The 18,518-nt window shown below is 65.8% G+C and carries 16 protein-coding genes; 4 read left to right on the forward strand and 12 right to left on the reverse strand.

Annotated elements, in window-relative coordinates; all coding sequences use genetic code 11:
* Position 1 precedes the first annotated feature (1 nt).
* Genes ACFQPB_RS11065 through ACFQPB_RS11080 form a run of 4 tightly spaced genes read right to left on the reverse strand, consistent with a single transcriptional unit; the run spans position 2 to position 4,075 of the window.
* Positions 2 to 244, reverse strand: coding sequence for a hypothetical protein (locus tag ACFQPB_RS11065; protein WP_382223047.1), 243 nt, complete (start codon positions 242 to 244; stop codon positions 2 to 4).
* Entirely contained in the window at positions 241 to 858 is a 618-nt protein-coding gene (gene fdh3B, locus ACFQPB_RS11070; RefSeq protein WP_382203300.1) for a formate dehydrogenase FDH3 subunit beta, read from the reverse strand. Before fdh3B ends, ACFQPB_RS11065 begins: the two co-directional genes overlap by 4 nt.
* A gap of 12 nt (positions 859 to 870) precedes the next feature.
* Positions 871 to 3,831 carry a formate dehydrogenase subunit alpha gene (locus ACFQPB_RS11075; protein ID WP_382223050.1) on the reverse strand — a complete coding sequence of 987 codons (2,961 nt, stop codon included), beginning with the start codon at positions 3,829 to 3,831 and terminating at the stop codon, positions 871 to 873.
* A 25-nt stretch (positions 3,832 to 3,856) separates the two neighbouring features.
* The gene (locus ACFQPB_RS11080) at positions 3,857 to 4,075 is read right to left on the reverse strand and encodes a formate dehydrogenase (RefSeq protein WP_382223053.1); all 219 of its coding nucleotides are present in this window, start codon (positions 4,073 to 4,075) and stop codon (positions 3,857 to 3,859) included.
* 366 nt (positions 4,076 to 4,441) lie between these two features.
* On the opposite strand from ACFQPB_RS11080, the gene ACFQPB_RS11085 reads away from it, so the two are divergent.
* Both ACFQPB_RS11085 and ACFQPB_RS11090 read left to right on the forward strand, forming a co-directional pair.
* On the forward strand, positions 4,442 to 5,821 hold the full coding sequence (locus ACFQPB_RS11085; RefSeq protein WP_382223056.1) for a sigma-54-dependent transcriptional regulator: 1,380 nt from the start codon (positions 4,442 to 4,444) through the stop codon (positions 5,819 to 5,821).
* On the forward strand, positions 5,818 to 7,860 hold the full coding sequence (locus ACFQPB_RS11090; RefSeq protein ID WP_382223059.1) for a sensor histidine kinase: 2,043 nt from the start codon (positions 5,818 to 5,820) through the stop codon (positions 7,858 to 7,860). The genes ACFQPB_RS11085 and ACFQPB_RS11090 overlap by 4 nt, the downstream gene beginning before the upstream one ends.
* Here the strand turns inward: ACFQPB_RS11090 and ACFQPB_RS11095 are convergent, their stop codons facing one another.
* Genes ACFQPB_RS11095 through apbC form a run of 7 tightly spaced genes read right to left on the reverse strand, consistent with a single transcriptional unit; the run spans position 7,861 to position 13,981 of the window.
* Positions 7,861 to 8,094: a DUF2789 domain-containing protein gene (locus tag ACFQPB_RS11095; protein ID WP_382223062.1), complete on the reverse strand. Its 234-nt coding sequence runs from the start codon at positions 8,092 to 8,094 to the stop codon at positions 7,861 to 7,863.
* A 17-nt stretch (positions 8,095 to 8,111) separates the two neighbouring features.
* The gene (locus ACFQPB_RS11100) at positions 8,112 to 8,729 is read right to left on the reverse strand and encodes a TorD/DmsD family molecular chaperone (protein WP_382203288.1); all 618 of its coding nucleotides are present in this window, start codon (positions 8,727 to 8,729) and stop codon (positions 8,112 to 8,114) included.
* A gap of 7 nt (positions 8,730 to 8,736) precedes the next feature.
* On the reverse strand, positions 8,737 to 10,854 hold the full coding sequence (locus tag ACFQPB_RS11105; RefSeq protein WP_382223064.1) for a 4Fe-4S binding protein: 2,118 nt from the start codon (positions 10,852 to 10,854) through the stop codon (positions 8,737 to 8,739).
* Positions 10,851 to 11,459 carry a DUF3306 domain-containing protein gene (locus ACFQPB_RS11110; protein ID WP_382223067.1) on the reverse strand — a complete coding sequence of 203 codons (609 nt, stop codon included), beginning with the start codon at positions 11,457 to 11,459 and terminating at the stop codon, positions 10,851 to 10,853. Before ACFQPB_RS11110 ends, ACFQPB_RS11105 begins: the two co-directional genes overlap by 4 nt.
* Positions 11,456 to 12,265, reverse strand: a complete 810-nt coding sequence (locus ACFQPB_RS11115; protein WP_382223068.1) for a gamma-glutamyl-gamma-aminobutyrate hydrolase family protein — start codon at positions 12,263 to 12,265, stop codon at positions 11,456 to 11,458. The genes ACFQPB_RS11110 and ACFQPB_RS11115 overlap by 4 nt, the downstream gene beginning before the upstream one ends.
* Positions 12,262 to 12,879 (reverse strand): DUF3305 domain-containing protein, encoded by a 618-nt coding sequence (locus tag ACFQPB_RS11120; protein ID WP_382223071.1) that lies wholly within the window; start codon positions 12,877 to 12,879, stop codon positions 12,262 to 12,264. The genes ACFQPB_RS11115 and ACFQPB_RS11120 overlap by 4 nt, the downstream gene beginning before the upstream one ends.
* Before the next feature lie 10 nt (positions 12,880 to 12,889).
* Positions 12,890 to 13,981 (reverse strand): iron-sulfur cluster carrier protein ApbC, encoded by a 1,092-nt coding sequence (gene apbC, locus ACFQPB_RS11125; RefSeq protein ID WP_382223074.1) that lies wholly within the window; start codon positions 13,979 to 13,981, stop codon positions 12,890 to 12,892.
* A gap of 162 nt (positions 13,982 to 14,143) precedes the next feature.
* Between apbC and metG the strand changes: the two genes are divergently transcribed.
* Positions 14,144 to 16,219, forward strand: a complete 2,076-nt coding sequence (gene metG, locus ACFQPB_RS11130) for a methionine--tRNA ligase (protein WP_382223077.1) — start codon at positions 14,144 to 14,146, stop codon at positions 16,217 to 16,219.
* Between the two features lie 4 nt (positions 16,220 to 16,223).
* Here metG and bamE read toward each other — a convergent pair whose 3' ends face one another.
* Positions 16,224 to 16,751, reverse strand: a complete 528-nt coding sequence (gene bamE, locus ACFQPB_RS11135) for an outer membrane protein assembly factor BamE domain-containing protein (protein ID WP_382223080.1) — start codon at positions 16,749 to 16,751, stop codon at positions 16,224 to 16,226.
* Positions 16,752 to 16,857: 106 nt separating this feature from the next.
* Between bamE and ACFQPB_RS11140 the strand changes: the two genes are divergently transcribed.
* Positions 16,858 to 18,504, forward strand: coding sequence for a SulP family inorganic anion transporter (locus ACFQPB_RS11140; RefSeq protein WP_382223083.1), 1,647 nt, complete (start codon positions 16,858 to 16,860; stop codon positions 18,502 to 18,504).
* Positions 18,505 to 18,518: the final 14 nt, after the last annotated feature.

An 18,518-nucleotide genomic window follows, 5' to 3' on the forward strand; every position in this document is an offset into this window, starting at 1 on the left:
TTCACTTGGCAGTGGTGCGGGTGTACTCGTTCTGGCCGTATTGGGCGCGTGCCTTGAGCTGCTGCTCCCAGCTGCCCTTGTCGCCGGCCGTCCAGCCAGTGTGGGCGTATTGGCTCTTGCCAACGCCGGTGTACGGGGCCTGGTCGCTTTTGACGCCGCCCATGGCCTGCGGTTGTTCGCCGCAGGCGGTCAAGGCCAGCACAGCGGTGGCGGCAAACGCCAGCGAAAAGTGTCGCGTGTTCATGACTTCGCTCCGTTGGTTTGTGCGCCCGGCTTGCTGCCGTAGGCCGTGCCCCAGCCCCACACCTCAGCGCCTTTGCCACGCTGAATCACGCGGGTGCGGAAAATGTCGGCGACCACGTCGCCGTCGCCGGCCAGCAGGGCCTTGGTCGAGCACATCTCGGCGCAGGCCGGCAGCTTGCCCTCGGCCAGGCGGTTGCGACCGTATTTTTCGAACTCGCTCTGGCTGCCGTGTTCCTCAGGGCCACCGGCGCAGAAGGTGCACTTGTCCATCTTGCCGCGCACACCAAACGTGCCTTGCGACGGGAACTGAGGCGCACCGAACGGGCAGGCGTACGAGCAGTAGCCACAGCCGATGCAGACGTCCTTGTCGTGCAACACCACACCTTCGTCGGTGCGGTAGAAGCAGTTGACCGGGCAGACCGCCATGCAGGGCGCGTCGCTGCAGTGCATGCAGGCCACCGAGATGGACTTTTCACCAGGCACACCGTCGTTGAGCGTGACCACACGGCGGCGGTTCACGCCCCAGGGCACCTCGTGTTCGTTTTTGCAGGCGGTGACGCAGCCGTTGCATTCGATGCAGCGCTCGGCGTCACAGATGAATTTCATTCGAGCCATGTCTGTGTCTCCTTACGCTTTTTCGACGTTGCAGATCGTCGTCTTGGTTTCTTGCATCATGGTCACGATGTCGTAACCGTAGGTGGTGGCGGTGTTGATGGCTTCACCGCGCACCACGGGCATGGCGCCGTCGGGGTAGAAAGCCTTCATGTCCTGGCCCTGCCAGCGGCCCGAGAAGTGGAAGGGCAGGAACACGGTGTCGGGGCCCACACGCTCGGTCACCAGCGCCTGCACATTCAAGCGCGCGCCGGTGGGGGTGCTGACCCACACCCGTTCGCCGTTGCGGATGCCACGCGCAGAAGCGGCTGCCGGGTTGAGTTCGACAAACATCTCCTGCTGCAGCTCGGCCAGCCAGGGGTTGGAGCGGGTTTCCTCGCCACCGCCCTCGTACTCGACCAAGCGGCCCGAGGTCATGATGAACGGGAATTTCTCGTGCAGCTTGTCCTCCACGTTCTTGGTCTGCAGCGACTTGTAGAGGATGGGCAGGCGCCAGCGGTTCTTCTGGTCGTCGTGGCTGGGGTACTTGGCCACCAGGTCGGGACGCGTGCCGTAAATGGGCTCGCGGTGCTGCGGGATGGCGTCGGGGAAGTTCCACACGACGGCACGCGCCTTGGCGTTACCAAACGGGTGGCAGCCGTGGTTCTTCATGAACACCCGGATCTGGCCTCCCGACGGATCGGTCTTCCAGTTCTTGCCTTCGGCAGCGGTCTTTTCGGCGTCGGTGAGTTCGTCCCACCAGCCCAACTTCTTGAGCAGCACGTGGTCCAGTTCGGGGTAGCCGGTGGTGATGTCGGCACCCATGGAGTGCGAGCCGTCACCCGCCAGCAGGCTCACGCCTTCGCGCTCCACACCAAAGTTGGCGCGGAAGTTGCCGCCACCGTCCATCACGTGGCGCGAGGTGTCGTACAGGTTGGCGGTGCCCGGGTGCTTGAGCTCGGGCGTGCCGTAGCAAGGCCAGGGCAAGCCAAAGTAGTCACCGCTCATGTCGTAGCCGGTTTCCTTGTCCACCACCGAGCCTTTGCACTTGAGCGTCTTGACGTCAAACGCGTGCATGTTGCGCATGTGGGCCTTCAGGCGTTCCGGGCTCTGGCCGGTGTAGCCGATGGTCCACACACACTTGTTGATCTCGCGCAGGATGTCCTCGGGCACGGGCTCGTCCATGCCCTTGACCTTCTGCATCTTGTAGTTCTTGCAGAGCTCCTTGTCGAAGCCCAGCTTCTGCGCGAACTGGTACATGATCATGTGGTCGCTGCGGCTCTCCCACAGCGGCTCGATCACTTTCTCGCGCCATTGCAGCGAACGGTTGGACGCGGTACACGAGCCGCTGGTCTCAAACTGCGTGGCCGCCGGCAACAGGTACACCGCGCGCTTGGGGTTGAGGTCTTCGGGCTTGCCCGGCATGGCGGCCATGGCGGCCGTGGCCGAAGGATAGGGGTCGACCACCACCAGCAGGTCCAGCTTGTCCATGGCCCGCTTCATTTCCAGACCCCGCGTTTGCGAGTTGGGCGCGTGGCCCCAGAAGAACACACCGCGCAGGTTGCTGGTCTGGTCGATGGCCTCGTTGTTCTCCAGCACACCGTCGATCCAGCGCGACACGGTGATGCCGGGCTTTTCCATCATGCCTTCGGCGTACTGCTTCTTGATCCACTCGTAGTCCACGCCCCAGGTGGCGGCGAAGTGTTTCCACGAGCCGGCGGCCAGGCCGTAGTAGCCGGGCAGCGAATCGGGGTTGGGGCCGACGTCGGTGGCGCCCTGCACGTTGTCGTGACCACGGAAGATGTTGGTGCCGCCACCGCTTTTGCCCACGTTGCCCAGGGCCAGCTGCAGGATGCACGAGGCCCGCACCATGGCGTTGCCAATGGTGTGCTGCGTCTGGCCCATGCACCACACGATGGTGCCAGGGTTGTTGTCGTGCAGCATCTTGGCGACCTTGAACATCTGGTCTTCCTTGACACCGCAGGCCTCTTCCACCTTGTCGGGTGTCCACTTGGCCAACACGTCGGCTTTCACCGCCTCCATGCCATAGACGCGGTCGTTGATGTACTGCTTGTCCTCCCAGCCGTTCTTGAAGATGTGGTACAGCAACCCGAAGAGGAAAGGGATGTCGGTGCCGGAGCGGATGCGCACGTACTCGTCGGCTTTGGCGGCCGTGCGGGTGAAACGCGGATCGACCACAATCATCTTGCAGCCGGTTTCCTTGGCGTGCAGCATATGCAGCATCGAAACAGGGTGCGCCTCGGCGGCGTTGGAGCCGATGTACAGAGCGACCTTGCTGTTCTGCATGTCGTTGTACGAGTTGGTCATGGCGCCGTAGCCCCAGGTGTTGGCCACACCGGCCACGGTGGTGCTGTGGCAGATGCGCGCCTGGTGGTCGCAGTTGTTGCTGCCCCAGAAGCTCACGAACTTGCGCAGCAGGTAGGCCTGCTCGTTGTTGTGTTTGGACGAGCCAACGAAGTACACGGAGTCGGGGCCACTCGCGGCCTTCAACTCTTTCATCTTCTCGGTGATCTCGTTCAGGGCGGTGTCCCAACTGATGCGCTGGTACTTGCCGTTGACCAGTTTCATTGGGTAGCGCAGGCGGTACTCGCCGTGGCCGTGCTCACGCAAGGCCGCGCCCTTGGCGCAGTGGGCGCCCAGGTTGATGGGCGAGTCGAACACCGCCTCCTGGCGCACCCAGACGCCGTTTTCCACGATGGCGTCGGTGGCACAGCCCACCGAGCAATGGGTGCAAACGGTGCGTTTGACCTCGATCTTGCCGGTGCCGTCAATGGAGCCACCGGTGGCCGCTTTGGCCTTTTTCACCAGCGTGAGCTGGGTGGCCGCAAGGCCCACGCCCAGCCCCAAGCCAGAGCGGCGCAGAAAGCTGCGGCGGTCCACCGTGGGCAAGGCGTTCTGCAAGCCACGGCGCAGGCTGTGCACAAATGCGGTCGAGCTGGAGCCCGCGCCGCCGGAGGTTTTTTTGGTCAGCAACATGGTGTTGATCTCCTCGCCCGCAGCGTCAGATGCGGGTGGTTTTGTAGTACTGCTTGACGTGTTCCGTCAGGGTGTAGCCACCGCCACGTTCGGGCTTGGGCAAAGCGGGCGCGACCTGGGCTTCAAGCTCGGGCGCGCTGGGCAACAAGGTGGCTGCGGCGGCCACGGCACCCAGGGTGCCGGCGCCGGCAAACAGGGAACGGCGGTTGAGCGAGCGGGGCTGGGCCGGGTCGGGTTTTCGCATGCGTGTCTCCTGGATGTGCGTGGGCAGCCACACGCAACCTCACGTATGGCTTGGCATTCATAACAACATGAACTGTAGTGCGCCAGCGATCCGATTGCACGGGGAACTTGTCGCGCGACGCCGCAGCGTCGGGATTGATGCGCTGCAACAAGAGCAGGCGTGAAAAAACGGGCACGCGCTAAGCAATTCACAGGCCAGGCCCACCCAAGCACCCCATCGCCAGGGCGTGGCCCATGTCGCGCCAACCAACCGCCAGCTTGTCGCGCACACCGCGACAATTTGTCGCGTTTGCACGGCGTCGTGGGTTGTGGGGATTTCGCCAATAGCCGAGTGATTCACACGGATACCTCCGTAGAATCCAGCGCCGTGGCAACCCTCCCCTATCCACTTGGCACCGACAAAACCGCCGACGGCTGGCCCAACTGGTCCATCCTCGTGGTGGACGACGAACAGGGCATGCGCCACTTCCTGGTCAAGACGCTGGCGCCACGTTGCCACTTTGTGGAAAGCGCAGGCAGCGCCGAAGAAGGTGAAGCGCTGCTGCGCGAACAGCACTTCGACCTCATCGTGCTCGACATTTCGCTGCCCGGCAAAAACGGCGTGGCCTGGCTCAAGGAGCTGCGCGAGCAAGGGTTCTCGGGTGAGGTCATTCTGATCACCGCCTTCGCCGACCTGGACACCGCCATCGAGGCGCTGCGCGCGGGCGCCTCCGACTTCATCCTCAAGCCCTTTCGGGTGCCACAAATCCTCAACGCGGTCAAACACAGCTTCGAGCGCGCCCGCCTGGCGCGCGAGAACTTCGTGCTCAAACGCGACTGCAGCCTGCGCCGCAGCGACAGTTCGTCGCTGGTCGGCGAGTCGCCCGACATGGCCCGCCTGCGCGACGCGATCAACCGCCTCGCGGCGGTCAACAGCACCGTGCTGCTGCAGGGTGAGTCGGGCACGGGCAAAGAGCTGGTGGCGCGCGAGCTGCACGCCCGCAGCGCGCGCGCCAACGGCCCCTTTGTGCCATTGAACTGTGCCTCGGTCTCGCCCGAGCTGATCGAAAGCGAGCTGTTCGGCCACGCCAAAGGCGCCTTCACCGGCGCCACCCGCTCGCGCGACGGGCTGTTTTACTACGCCCAGGGCGGCACCCTGTTTTTCGATGAGGTGGCCGAGCTGCCGCTGTCCATCCAGGCCACCTTGCTGCGCACCATCGAAGACCTGCACATCCGCCCCGTCGGCAGCCAGCAGCTGGTGCCGGTGGACGTGCGCATCGTGGCCGCCACCAACCGCCGCCTGGCCGACGAAGTGGCCGCCGGGCGCTTCCGTGCCGACCTGTTCTACCGGCTGCAGGTGGTGGACCTGAGCCTGCCGCCGTTGCGCGACCACAAGCCCGACATCCCCGCGCTGGTGGCCCACTTCATGGGCGAGCTGTGCCCCGCCCTGGGCCTGGAGCCCATCGCCATCAGCGAGGACGAACAACGCTTCCTGTCGCAATACGACTGGCCCGGCAACGTGCGCGAATTGCGCAACCTGATCGAACGCTCGCTGATCCTGGGGCAGCTCAACGTCTCGGCGCTGTACCCGCAACTGCCCAGCACGCCATCAGCGAATGCCCCCGTGACCGATCTGCACACCATGGAAAAACGGCACATCCAAAGCGTGCTGGAATCGGTGCAGGGGGACAAGACCAAGGCCGCGCAGTTGCTGGGCGTGTCGCGTCGCACGCTGGAACGGCGTGTGGCCGAGTGGCAAAGCGCATGAACTTCTGGCGCAGCCCCGCGTGGCTGGCCGCCTCCATCCGCCACAAGCTGCTGGCCATGGCGCTGCTGCCACTGGCCGTCGTGTTTCCGCTGCTGGTGCTCGCCCTCACGCTGTGGAGCAACGTGGCCTACGACCGCCTGATGATCACCAAGGTGCGCGCCGACCTGGCGGTGGCACAGGGTTACTTCGAACAGGTGCTCAGCGAAGTGGGCTCGGGCACCTGGGGCGTGGCGGCATCCCACGCGCTGGTGCGCGCGCTGGCGGAACAGCAGCCCACCGACACCCTGCTGGCGCAGGAACGCAACCGGCTGCGGCTGGACTTCCTGAACTTCTACCCCACCGGCAGCCCCACGCTCCCGCCGGCCCTGGCGGCCACGTTGCCCGGCGGCGCCATGCCACAAAGTGCTGCCCGCCTGGTGTTGTTGCCCCCCGAGACCATGCGGCAGATCGCGCCCGCAGTGGCTGACCGGCTGCGCATCCCGCTGGTGCCAACGCGCAACGCCACCCCCACCGAACGCAGCATTGAAGACCGGGCCATGGTGATGGTGTCCACCCTGCCGGTGCGTGACGACGCCGGCCAGCTGCTGGGCGTCCTCAGCGGTGGCCTGATGCTCAACCAGAACCTGGACTTCATCGACCACATCAACCGCATCGTCTACCCCGAAGGCTCGCTGCCCTTTGGCAGCCAAGGCACCGCCACCCTGTTCCTGGACGACGTGCGCATCACCACCAACGTGCGCCTGTTCCAGGACCAGCGCGCCGTGGGCACACGCGTGTCGCAAGCGGTGCGCGACGCGGTGCTGGGCCAGGGCCAGACCTGGCTGGACCGCGCCTTTGTGGTCAACGACTGGTACGTGAGCGCCTACCAGCCGCTGCTCGATGCCGACGAGCAGCGCATCGGCATGTTGTACGTGGGCTACCTGGAACAACCGTTCCGCTGGGTGCGCTACGCCATGGTGGCCGTGATCGGCCTGATCTTTCTCGCGGTGATGGCGGCTGCCGCCGTGTTCTCGGTGCGCTGGGCGCGCAGCATCTTCAAACCCGTGGAGCAGATGAACCAGACCATGCGCCGGGTGGAGTCGGGTGAGTCGAACGCGCGCGTGGGCGTGGTGGCGGCACGCGACGAAATCGGCGCCTTGGCGGCCCACCTCGACGAGTTGCTCGACACCATCGACGACAAGACCCGTGCGCTGCAGGCCTGGGCCAACGAGCTGGACCTCAAGGTGGCCGAGCGCACGCGCGAGCTGGCCGCCAGCAACGCTTCGCTGCGCCAGGCGCAGCAGCAACTGGTCAAGAGCGAAAAACTCGCCGCCATCGGCCAGCTCACCGCCAGCATCGCCCACGAAATCAACAACCCCATCGCGGTGATGCAGGGCAACCTGGACCTCATGCGCGAAACACTGGGCGCACAAGCCGAACCGGTGCGGGCCGAAATCCAATTGCTGGACCAGCAAGTGGAGCGCATGCGCCTGATCGTGACGCAACTGCTGCAATACGCCCGCCCCACCGAATACGCGGGCTACGTCGAAACGCTGGACACCCGGCAGACAGTGGATGCCTGCCTGGTGCTGGTGAGCCACCTGCTGCACCAGCGGCGCATCAGCGTCACCCGCGATTGCGGCGCCACCCAGCGTGTGGGCTTCAACCCGCAGGAACTGCAACAGGTGGTGATCAACCTGCTGATCAACGCCATCCAGGCCATGCCCGAAGGTGGCGAACTCAGGCTGGAGACACGCGACTGGCTGGACGATGCAGGCCAGCCCCAGGGCGCCGTGATCTCGGTGTTAGACCAAGGCCCCGGCCTGAGCAATGCCGTGCGCGAGCGCCTGTTCAGCCCTTTCTTCACCACCAAAAACGATGGCAACGGCCTGGGCTTGTGGATCAGCCTGGGGCTGGTGGAACGCTACGGCGGCAAGCTCGAAGCCGACAACCGCACGGATGGACCCGGCGCCGCGTTCCGCATCCGCCTGCTGACCGAACCGATGGCGCCGGCCGAGGCCAACGCACGCACGGGCGATGGCCGGCCCGGCGCCTTGTGATCAGCCCCGCAGCGCGGCGTTGAGCTGATCGACCACTTCCGCCCAATCGGCATCCACCAGCAGTTGCTCGCGCAACAGCGTGGCCTGGGCCGGGGTCCAGAACGGTGCCTCGGCCAGCAATACATTGGCCGACAGCGGCGAATGGCGCTGGATGAAGGTGGCGATGCCCGCCGGGTCGGCCGGCAGGCCAAGCTGGGCGAACAACTCGCTGAAACGGTGGTGGTTGGCTTCCATCATCTCCTCCGATCGGTTCAGGTCAACATGTCAAAGCCCTGTGCCTCGACGCTGAAGAACGCCCGCGTGAAGCCGGCCAGGGCACCGTAGAAGCGCGCTTTGGGATGGGCCTCCAGCGCGTCGCACAAGGCCATCACCCAGGGCTGGAGGTGGGTGGTGAAGAAGGCCTGCTGGCGGGTGAGGTTGGAGACTTCGACATCGTCACCAGCAATGAGGAAACGCATGACCTCGCACAGGTAGGCGATGTGGTCTTCGGTTTCGGGCATGGCCTCGTCGCGCGTGAGGCCCAGCGCGGCCAGATCGCCGCGCAGCGCGGCCAGCGGTTTTTCGTTCAAAAAACCGCTCAGGTGGTGGGAGCCAAACAGCTGCACCTCGGGTTTGCCCAGGCCACCGAACAAGGCGTCGAACTCATCGGCCACGGCCTGGTCGCTGAGTTCGCGTGTCCGGCCCACCAACTGGCGCCAGCTTTCTTCCAGAAAGGCGCCGCTCGCCGGTGCCTCGGTCACGGCCACACGGATCTGCGCCAGCAACTCGGCCGGAGGCGGCGCGTAGTACAGGGCGGCCAACAGGCCGTAGACCTCGGCACGGGCGGTTTCTTCGTCCAGCGCGCTGCTGGTGGGGGGTGGCAGGCTCATGGCGGGGTCACAGGTCGGTGATGCGGGATTCGTTGGTGGCGGTGTGCAGGTCAATCACGCGGCAGTCGCCACACATTTTGAGGCGCTCCAGCGCTGCGCCCTGGAACATGCTGTGCCCGGCCAGACGGCCCAACATGGCCTCCACGCCCTTGAGCGTGCCAAAGGGTTTGCCGCAGCGGATGCAGCCGTAGGGCTGGGCTTCGTTGAGCACACGCGGCTGCTTGCGCGCATCAAGGGGCAACAGGCGGGCCTGCAGTTGCAGGGCGTCCTCGGGGCAGGTCTTCACGCACAGGCCACATTGCACGCAGTTCTTCTCGGTGAAGCGCAGTTGTGGGCGGTCGGGGTTGTCGAGCAGCGCACTGGCCGGGCAGGCGCTCACGCAGCTCAGGCACAGGGTGCACTTGTTCGCATCCACCAGCACCTGGCCCAGAGGCGAGCCGGCGGCGGGCAAGGCAATCGGCGTCTCGTTGCGCTGGGGCGCGTGGGCCATGAGGTGGTCCAGCGCCAGCTCCAGCGTGGCGCGTTTTTCGGCCTGCACCGCAAACGCAGCGGGCACGGCCACAGTGGCGGCCGGCGCGGCGCGCAGGTCGGCGTCGAGGGTGGCCAGATCCCGCGCATCGCGGGCGTGCAGCAGGCGGAAATGTTCACCCGCGTAGCCCAGGCCTTGCAACAAGGCATTGCCAATGGCCATCTGCTCACCCAACGCACGGACGTAGTCGGGTGCCTCTTCGCCGGTGGCCAGCACCCACACCTGGCTGGCGCCCCAGGCCTTGGCGGCCAGCCAGACCTCCAGGCCCAGGCTGGCGGTGTGCCAGCCGGCCAGCGGCAGCACGCGCGCGGGCACGCCGTTGATCGACTTGTCGAGGCTGGCCGCGCGGCCCAGGTCGCTGATCAGCGCGGACCCAGCCTGCTGGCTGTGGAACAGCACCGCAGCGGCCTTGCCACCGGCCTTGGTGTAAGCCGACACCAGGGTGCGCACGCGCCGGCCCTGGTCGGGCGCGCTCGGGTAGTGGTAGCTCAACGCACCGGTGGGGCACACGGTGGTGCAGGCGCCGCAGCCCACACACAGGTAGGGGTTGACCTCGATCTGGTTGCGCTTGGCGTCGCTGTCCAGGCGCGACTGGATGGCCGAGGCCGAGCAGATGTCCACACACGCGTTGCAGCCGAGTTGTTCGTTGCGGCCATGGGCACAGAGCTTGGCCTTGTACTGGAAGAACTTGGGCTTTTCGAACTCGCCCACCAGCTCGCGCAGCTTGAGCAGGGCGCTCAGCTGCGCCGCGGCATCTGCACTGGCCGGCAGGTGGAAATAGCCCTGGGGCAAAGCGTGCTGGGTGAAGGCGGGTGCGTCGCGCAGGTCGAGCACGAGGTCGAAGCGCTCGCTGTGCTCGGTGGCGTCGCGACCGAACTGGATGGCGCCGGGCGCGTCGCAGACTTTCACACAATCGCGATGGGACTTGCAGGCGTTCAGATCGATCTGGTAATCCAGCCCGATGGCGCCTTCGGGGCAGGCCGACACGCAGGCGTTGCAGCGGGTGCAGAGGTCGAGGTCGATGGGGTTGTCGGTGGCCCAGCTCACGTCAAAGGCGCCCAGCCAGCCACTCACGCGCGCGAGGCGCCCAGCTATGACCGGGTAGCGGCGCGCCTGCATGCCAGCGCCACCGGTGGCGAACAGGCTGACCTGCAGCGTGTCGGCCACGTGGGTGGCCAGGGCCTCAGCCCGCTCCAGCGGACCGATCACCAACAGCCGGCCGGCGCTTTTGTAGGTGGCCGTGGGCACCGGCTCGGGCTCAGGCAGGCGGGCTGCGGCCAGCAGCGCGGCCATCTTGGGTGTGGCCTGTTGGGCTTCGCGGCCCCAACCGCCGGTCTCGCGCAGGTTGACGAAGTGGATGGGCCGCACGTCCAGCGGTGGACTGCCTTCTGTCTGCTCGGCGAGTTCAACGAACAGGCGGCTTTCCTGGGTGCAGGCCACCACCAGGTCGTCGCCGCTGCGGGCGGCCTGTTGAAAGGCGGGCGCCTCGCGGCGGCACAGCGTGGTGTGTTCGGTGAGCGTTTCGCCCAGGGCGCGGCCCAGAGCGGGCACGTCCAGCGGCATGGTGCGGTTGCAGTTGCAGATCAGCGTGGTCATGCGGGGGGCCCATGGGGCTCGGTCGGTTCCGTGGGAGGGGGTAGGTTGTCGGCAGCGGCTGGCTCGGGCCGCTTTGCGGACGCTGCCTGAGAGGGCACCTGAGGTGCATCCTGAGGGGCTGCCTCGGGCGCTTGCTCAGGTGCATCAAACACCTTCATGAATTGCGCGCTGGTGAGCTTGCGCGCCAACGCCAGCGGCAGCGGATCGGGTTTGCTGTAGTCGTCGATGTAGATGTCCAAACCGTCCATCACGTTGAAGTGGGGATCGGCAAACAGTTTTTTCACGGCGGCATTGCGCACATCGGGCGCCACGTCACGCGCCACAAAGCGGCTGAAGTCGGACGCAGGCGTGAGTGCCTCGGTGTCTTGCAGCGTGGGTGCGGGTGGTGCGGCGGGCACCACTTCGGTGGCAGGTGTGTCGGCGGGCGCAGGCGCCACGGCGGGCACCGCAGCGGGCGCGGTGCGGCCCTGGGTGCCCACGGTGGGCGCCTGTGCGGGTGAGGGGGCTGCGGGCGAAGCCGTTGTCGGCTCTGGCACGGCCTCACCGCCTCGCACCTGCGCCTTGCGGCGCGACCAGCGCGAGAAAAAACCGTCGTCGGTGCTCATGCCGTTGCCGCCGTGCGGGGGCGGTCAGCACTGGCCCAGGCGGCGTCCAGAAAGGCTTGCATCACCGGGCCGCTGTCGAGCAGGCCTTGCAGCGCTTCGTCCAGGTTCAAGTGGAATTCCGGGTGCCATTGCACGCCCAGCACAAAGCCGGGCCCGGCATGGCGGATGGCTTCGATGACGCCGTCTTGCGGGCAACGCGCTTCCACCACCAGGCCATCGCCCAGACGGTTCACGCACTGGTGGTGGATGCTGGTGATGCGATGTGGCAGTGGGGCCGGGTACAGCGTGGCCAGCAGGGAATCCGGCTCAAAAGACACGTCGTGCATCAGGCGGTCATAGCGGGCGGTGTCCTGGTGCAGGGTGGCGCCCTCGCAATCGGAGGGGATGTCCTGCATCAGCGAACCGCCAAAATACACGTTGATGAGTTGGGCGCCCCGGCACACCCCGAGCACCGGTTTGCCCGCCTCGATGAAGCCGCGCAGCAAGGCCAGCTCGTAGCGGTCGCGGATCGGATCGCCGGCCCAGTCCGGGTGGCGCAAGGCCTCGCCGTAGGTTTCGGGGCAGATGTCGATGCCACCCTGCAGCACCAGCCCGTCGAGCAGCTCCACCATCTCTGCCACCGGGGCGCGGTTGACCAATTGTGGGCTGGCTTCGTCCACGAACGGCATCATCAGTGGGATGGCGCCGTGCGCCATGATCCAGTGCGCCATGGAGCTTTCGAGAAACTGCAGGCGTTTCTGCGGCAGGCCCAGGCCGGCGGGTGGCTCGTGCAACAGGCGCGCCGAAATGCCGATGCGAAGTGTCATGGCGCCGCGCCTCCCCGACCCTGCCCTGGTACCAACCCTGGCCCCTGTCCACCAGGTTTGAACTTGTCGGTAGAGATGCGGGCAGGCTGCCCGAAGCGGTCGGTGAGCGGGCGGAAGCTCTCGGGCCGCTTGCGGCGCTTGGCCTCGGGCTGGTAATGCTCGGCCACAAAAGCGCGCAGCCACGCCACCATGTCGGCGGTGGCCGGCACCTGGTCCACGCGCTCCTGCGCGTCCAGCCAGCGGCCGGCGTCGGTGTAGCTCAGGGTCACGATCTGTGGCGCGGGCAAGGCCTCGGGCGCCCCACTTTCATCGGGCCGCCACATCACCCACACGGCCGGGCGTTCGGTGGAGAGGTTGAGGAAATGCCCTTCGACATCGTCGCGGTACAGCTCGATGCGAAACCCCGGGAACACCCAATGCTCGGCCCCATGCGCCTCACCACCCTGGGTGTCTTCAATGCGCTGAACGGTGGTGACGTCGTCGGGCAGCCCCAGCTCGGCCTGGGGCACCACGTCGGCCAAAACCCAGCGCCAGGGCATCCATCTTGCCTGCGGGCCGGCCACCGGCTCGCGCCGCATCACCACGGCGACAGTGAGGGTTGGGCGCTCGGCCATGGTGTGGCTTTCAGGTGTCCTTGGACACCTTGATGGTGGGAAACTTGCTGGAGAAGTCTTTGGCCTTGGCCGCGATCTTGATGGCCACCTGGCGCGCCACAGCCTTGTAGAGGCCAGCCACCTCGCCATCGGGGTCGGCAATCACGGTGGGGCGGCCGCTGTCGGCCTGCTCGCGGATCTGCATCTTCAGCGGCAACGCGCCCAGGTAGTCCATGCCGTATTCGGCCGCCATCTTCTTGCCGCCGTCGGCACCGAAGATGTGCTCCACGTGGCCGCAGTTCGTGCACACGTGCACGGCCATGTTCTCGACGATGCCCAGGATGGGCACACCGACCTTTTCGAACATCTTGATGCCCTTGCGGGCGTCGAGCAGGGCGATGTCCTGCGGCGTCGTGACGATGACGGCGCCGGTCATCGGCACACGTTGGCTCAGGGTCAGCTGGATGTCACCGGTGCCCGGTGGCATGTCCACGATCAGGTAGTCGAGGTCTTTCCAGTTGGTCTGGCGCAGCAGTTGCTCCAGCGCCTGCGTGGCCATGGGGCCACGCCAGATCATGGCCTCGTCCTTGTCGATCAGGAACCCGATGGAAATGACCTGCACGCCGTAGTTCTCCAGCGGCTCCATGGTCTGGCCGTCCACACTTTCGGGCCGGCCTTCGATGCCCATCATCATGGGCTGGCTGGGGCCGTAGATGTCGGCATCCAGAATGCCCACGGTGGCGCCTTCGGCGGCCAGCGCCAGGGCCAAATTGACGGCGGTGGTGCTTTTGCCCACACCGCCTTTGCCCGAGGCCACGGCAATGATGTTCTTGACACTGGGCAGCAACTGCACGCCGCGCTGCACCGCGTGGCTGGTGATCTTGGTGGTCACGTTGACGGAAACGTTCTCCACGCCCTGCACGCCTTTGGCAGCGGCGATCAAGGCCTTGCGAAAGCCCGGAATCTGGCTTTTGGCCGGGTAACCCAGCTCGACGTCGAAGGACACGTCGCCGTCCTGCACCTGCAGGTTCTTGACGCACTTGGACGAGACGAAATCCTTGCCGGTGTTGGGGTCCACCACGCCCTGCAGGGCGTCCTGGATGTGCTGCGCTGTGATCGCCATGAAATACGTCTGCCTCTGGTTGTAAGAGCGCAGAGTCTAACCAAGCCGGGCCGACCCTTGGGGCTGGCTGGCTTTGTGCCCGTTGGCGCCACGCGGCACTGCCGGCACGGCCTGCCACCTACAATCCCAAGCTTTCCGCGACCCCTGACCGAGCCCGAGACCATGACGCCCCGCCGCCTGTTCGTCACCACCGCCCTGCCCTACGCCAACGGCCATTTCCACATCGGCCACATCATGGAATACATCCAGGCCGACATCTGGGTGCGGTTCCAGCGCATGCTGGGGCACGAGGTGCACTTCGTCTGCGCCGACGACGCCCACGGCGCCCCCATCATGATCGCGGCGGAAAAAGCCGGCAAAACGCCCCAGCAGTTCGTGGCCGACATCGCCGCCGGCCGCAAGCCCTACCTCGACGGCTTCCACATCGCCTTCGACAACTGGCACAGCACCGACGGCCCCGAGAACCACGTGCTCGCGCAGGACATCTACCGCGCGCTCAAGGCCAATGGCCTGATCGAGACCCGCACCATCGAACAGTTCTTCGACCCGCAGAAGAACATGTTCCTGCCCGACCGCTTCATCAAGGGCGAGTGCCCCAAGTGCGGCGCCAAAGACCAGTACGGCGACAACTGCGAGGTCTGCTCCGCCGTCTACTCGCCCACCGACTTGAAGAACCCCTACTCGGCCCTGTCGGGCGCCGAGCCCGTGCTCAAGACCTCGGAACACTTCTTCTTCAAATTGTCCGACCCGCGCTGCCTGGACTTCCTGAAAGCCTGGACCACCAGCGGCGCGGTGCAGCCCGAGGTGCTCAACAAAATCCGCGAATGGATCGAGCCCGGCGAAGATGGCAAACCCAAAATGGGCGACTGGGACATCAGCCGCGACGCGCCCTACTTCGGCATCGAAATCCCCGACGCACCGGGCAAGTACTTCTACGTGTGGCTGGACGCGCCGGTGGGCTACCTGGCCTCGCTGAAGAACCTATTTGACAAGACTGGCCGCGACTTCAACGCCTTCCTGGCCGACCCGGCGGTGGAACAGTTCCACTTCATCGGCAAGGACATCATCACCTTCCACACCCTGTTCTGGCCGGCCATGCTGCATTTCAGCGGCCGCAAGGTGCCCAACGCGGTGTATGTGCACGGTTTCCTCACCGTGAACAACGGCGAGAAGATGAGCAAGAGCCGCGGCACCGGCCTGGACCCGCTCAAGTACCTGGGCCTGGGCATGAACCCCGAGTGGCTGCGCTACTACCTGGCCGCCAAACTCAACGGCCGCAACGAAGACATCGACTTCAACCCCGAAGACTTCATGGCCCGGGTCAACAGCGACCTGGTCGGCAAGTTCATCAACATCGCGTCGCGCGCGGCGGGCTTCCTGACCAAACGCTTCGGCGGCCAGCTGGGCACGGTGAGCGCCGACGGCCAGGCCTTGCTGTCGCGCCTGCAGGAGCAGCGTGTGGACATCGCCGCCCTGTTTGAAGCCCGCGACACCGCCCGCGCCCTGCGCGAGGTGATGCTGCTGGCCGACCGCGTGAACGAATACGTGGACGCCAACAAGCCGTGGGAACTGGCCAAGCAGGACGGCCAGGATGCCCGCCTGCAGGACGTGTGCAGCACCTGCATCGAAGCCTTTCGCCTGCTGTCCCTCTACCTCAAGCCGGTGCTGCCGTCGCTGGCGGCCCAGGTGGAAGCCTTCCTGCAAGTGCCCGCCCTGGCCTTTGCCGACGCCGACCGCCTGCTGGGCGCCGGCCACCCCATCGGCGCCTACCAGCACCTGATGCAGCGCGTGGACGTGAAGCAACTCGACGCACTGTTCGAAGCCCCTGCCGTGCCCGAGCCCGAGAAGGTGGTGCCAGGCGGCGAAGAACTGGCGCCGACCATCGGCATCGACGACTTCGCCAAAATCGACCTGCGCATTGCCCAGATCGTGAACTGCGAGCCGGTGGAAGGTTCGACCAAGCTTCTGCGCCTCACGCTCGACGTGGGCGAGGGCACTGACCCGCAGGGGAATCCGATCACGCGCAACGTGTTCAGCGGTATCGCCAGCGCCTACCAGCCCGCCGATCTGATCGGCAAGCTCACCGTGATGGTGGCCAACCTGGCGCCACGCAAGATGAAGTTCGGCGTGAGCGAAGGTATAGTGCTGGCGGCCAGCCATGGCGACGAGAAAACCAACCCGGGCATTTACGTGCTGAACCCCTGGCCGGGCGCCCAGCCCGGCATGAGAGTGCGCTAAAGGCTCAGCGGCTGCCCTGGTCCAACTCAGGGTCGCGCGCCGACATCGTGGACAGCACCCGCAGGTCGCTGTCGAACACCACGGTGAAGACCTTGCGGTCGCTGTCGTTGGGACCGTCGCGGTAGCGCCAGTCGTGGTGGGTTTCGCGCTTGAGTTCGTAGGGCGTGACCTTCATGGGCTTACCCAGGCGTCGGCGCACGTCTTCCATGGCCATGCCCGGCGTGATCTGGGCAAAGTTCTGCGGGGTGAGCACCTGGCGCAGCGCCGACATCTTGCCGTCGGCACCGATGGTGATCTGGTAGTTCACGTCGCCTGCGGGTTGGCGGTTGTACTCGTACACCTGACCGCCTTCGGGCGCATCCCACACCGCCTCGGGTGGGCCAAAACGCTCGCGCACATCGGCCTCGGTCGAGACGCCTTCTTCCAGTTCGCTGATGCGCTGCGGGTCGCAGCCCATCAGTACCAGCGCACTGGCGGCCAGGCCCAGCGCGGCGCATCGGTTGCGAAATCGGTTGCGAATGGTGTTGTTCATGTCTTCCCTGCCAAGCCGCCACATGGCGGCGAATCAGTGTAAACCCCTGCCTTTTGGGGTGCCGTCTGTCAGTTCGGTGAAATGCGAGCGGCTGTAACATGCCGCGATGTTGCCCAAAGGCCTGCCGCCCCTGGCCCCCTTCCGCCCCCGACTGCTGAGCGATCTGAAAGGCTACAACAGCGAACGCCTGGCCAAAGACGTGGGGGCCGGCGCCACCGTGGGCATCGTGGCCCTGCCCCTGGCCATGGCCTTTGCCATCGCCAGCGGTCTCAAGCCCGAAGCCGGGCTGTGGACGGCCATCATCGCCGGCTTCCTCATTTCAGCCCTGGGCGGCTCGTCGGTGCAAATTGGCGGGCCTGCGGGTGCTTTCATCGTCATCGTCTACGGCATCGTGGAGCGCTACGGTGTGGCCAACCTCCTGATTGCCACCGCCAGCGCCGGGGTGCTGCTGTTCCTGCTGGGGTTTTTCAAGCTGGGCACCCTCGTGCGTTATGTGCCGGTGAGTGTGGTGATTGGGTTCACCAACGGCATCGCGGTGCTGATCGCCCTCTCGCAACTGCGCGACTGGCTGGGGCTGGACATCGCCAAGATGCCGGGCGACTTCTTCAGTCAGATCGCCATCATTGGCCGCCACCTGCACACCATCAACGGCCACGCGCTGCTGCTGGGCGCCTTGTGTGTGGTGGGTCTGTTTGTGTGGCCCAGGCTGTGGGCGGTCGATTCGAAGTTCCGCCAGCGCCTGGACCACATGGACACCGTCAGTGCCCTGCGCGCCACCTCGCGCCTGCCGGCACCGGTGGTGGTGCTGGTCACACTGTCGCTGCTGGCCTGGGTCTTCAGTTTGCCGGTGGAGACGATTGGCTCGCGTTTTGGTGGCATCCCACAAGGTCTGCCCGCCTTCGAACTGCCGGCGTTTTCGTGGGAAACCGTGCGCCTGCTGGTCACACCCACGCTCACCATCGCGTTGTTGGGCGCCATCGAATCGCTGCTGTGTGCCCGCGTGGCCGACCAGTTGGGTGACCGTCCGAAACACGACCCCAACCAGGAACTGATGGCCCAGGGCATCGCCAACACCGTGGTGCCGTTTTTTGGCGGCATGCCGGCCACCGGCACCATCGCGCGCACCGTCACCAACATCCGCGCGGGCGCCACGTCGCCGGTGGCCGGCATCGTGCACGCACTCACCCTGGCCGCCGTGGTGCTCATCGCCGCGCCGTTGGCCATGCACATCCCGCTGGCGGTGCTGGCTGGGGTGCTGCTGTTTGTGGCCTGGAACATGGGCGAGTGGCGCGAGTTTGGCCGCTTGCGCCACTTCAGCAACCACTACCGGCTGATGATGTTGTCCACCTTCTTTGTCACCATCGTGTTCGATCTCACGGTGGCGGTGGAGCTGGGCCTGGTGCTGGCCTGTGTGCTGTTCGTGCGGCGGCAAAGCGCCATCTTTCGTGTGGAGGAGGTGGCGCGCACGCCGCAGCAAATCACCTTCAAGCTGTACGGCTCGCTGTTTTTTGGCGCGGTGGCCAAGGTGGACCCGTTGCTGGCCGCCGCCGAAGCGGCCGAACCGGGCCAGGCGCTGATGCTGGACGCCACCCACATGATCTCGCTCGACACCACCGGACTGGACGCCCTGGAGCAACTGCACAAGGCGCTGGACAAAAAAGGCGGCAAGCTGGGCATGGTGGGCGTGAACGAACAGCCGCGCTCACTCATCGAGCGATCGGGGTTTGCACAACACCTGCACACCTTCCTGTGACAGACACCGCTCCC

Origin of the sequence: Hydrogenophaga atypica, assembly GCF_042665215.1 — a bacterium.
Taxonomy (GTDB): domain Bacteria; phylum Pseudomonadota; class Gammaproteobacteria; order Burkholderiales; family Burkholderiaceae_C; genus Hydrogenophaga; species Hydrogenophaga defluvii_A.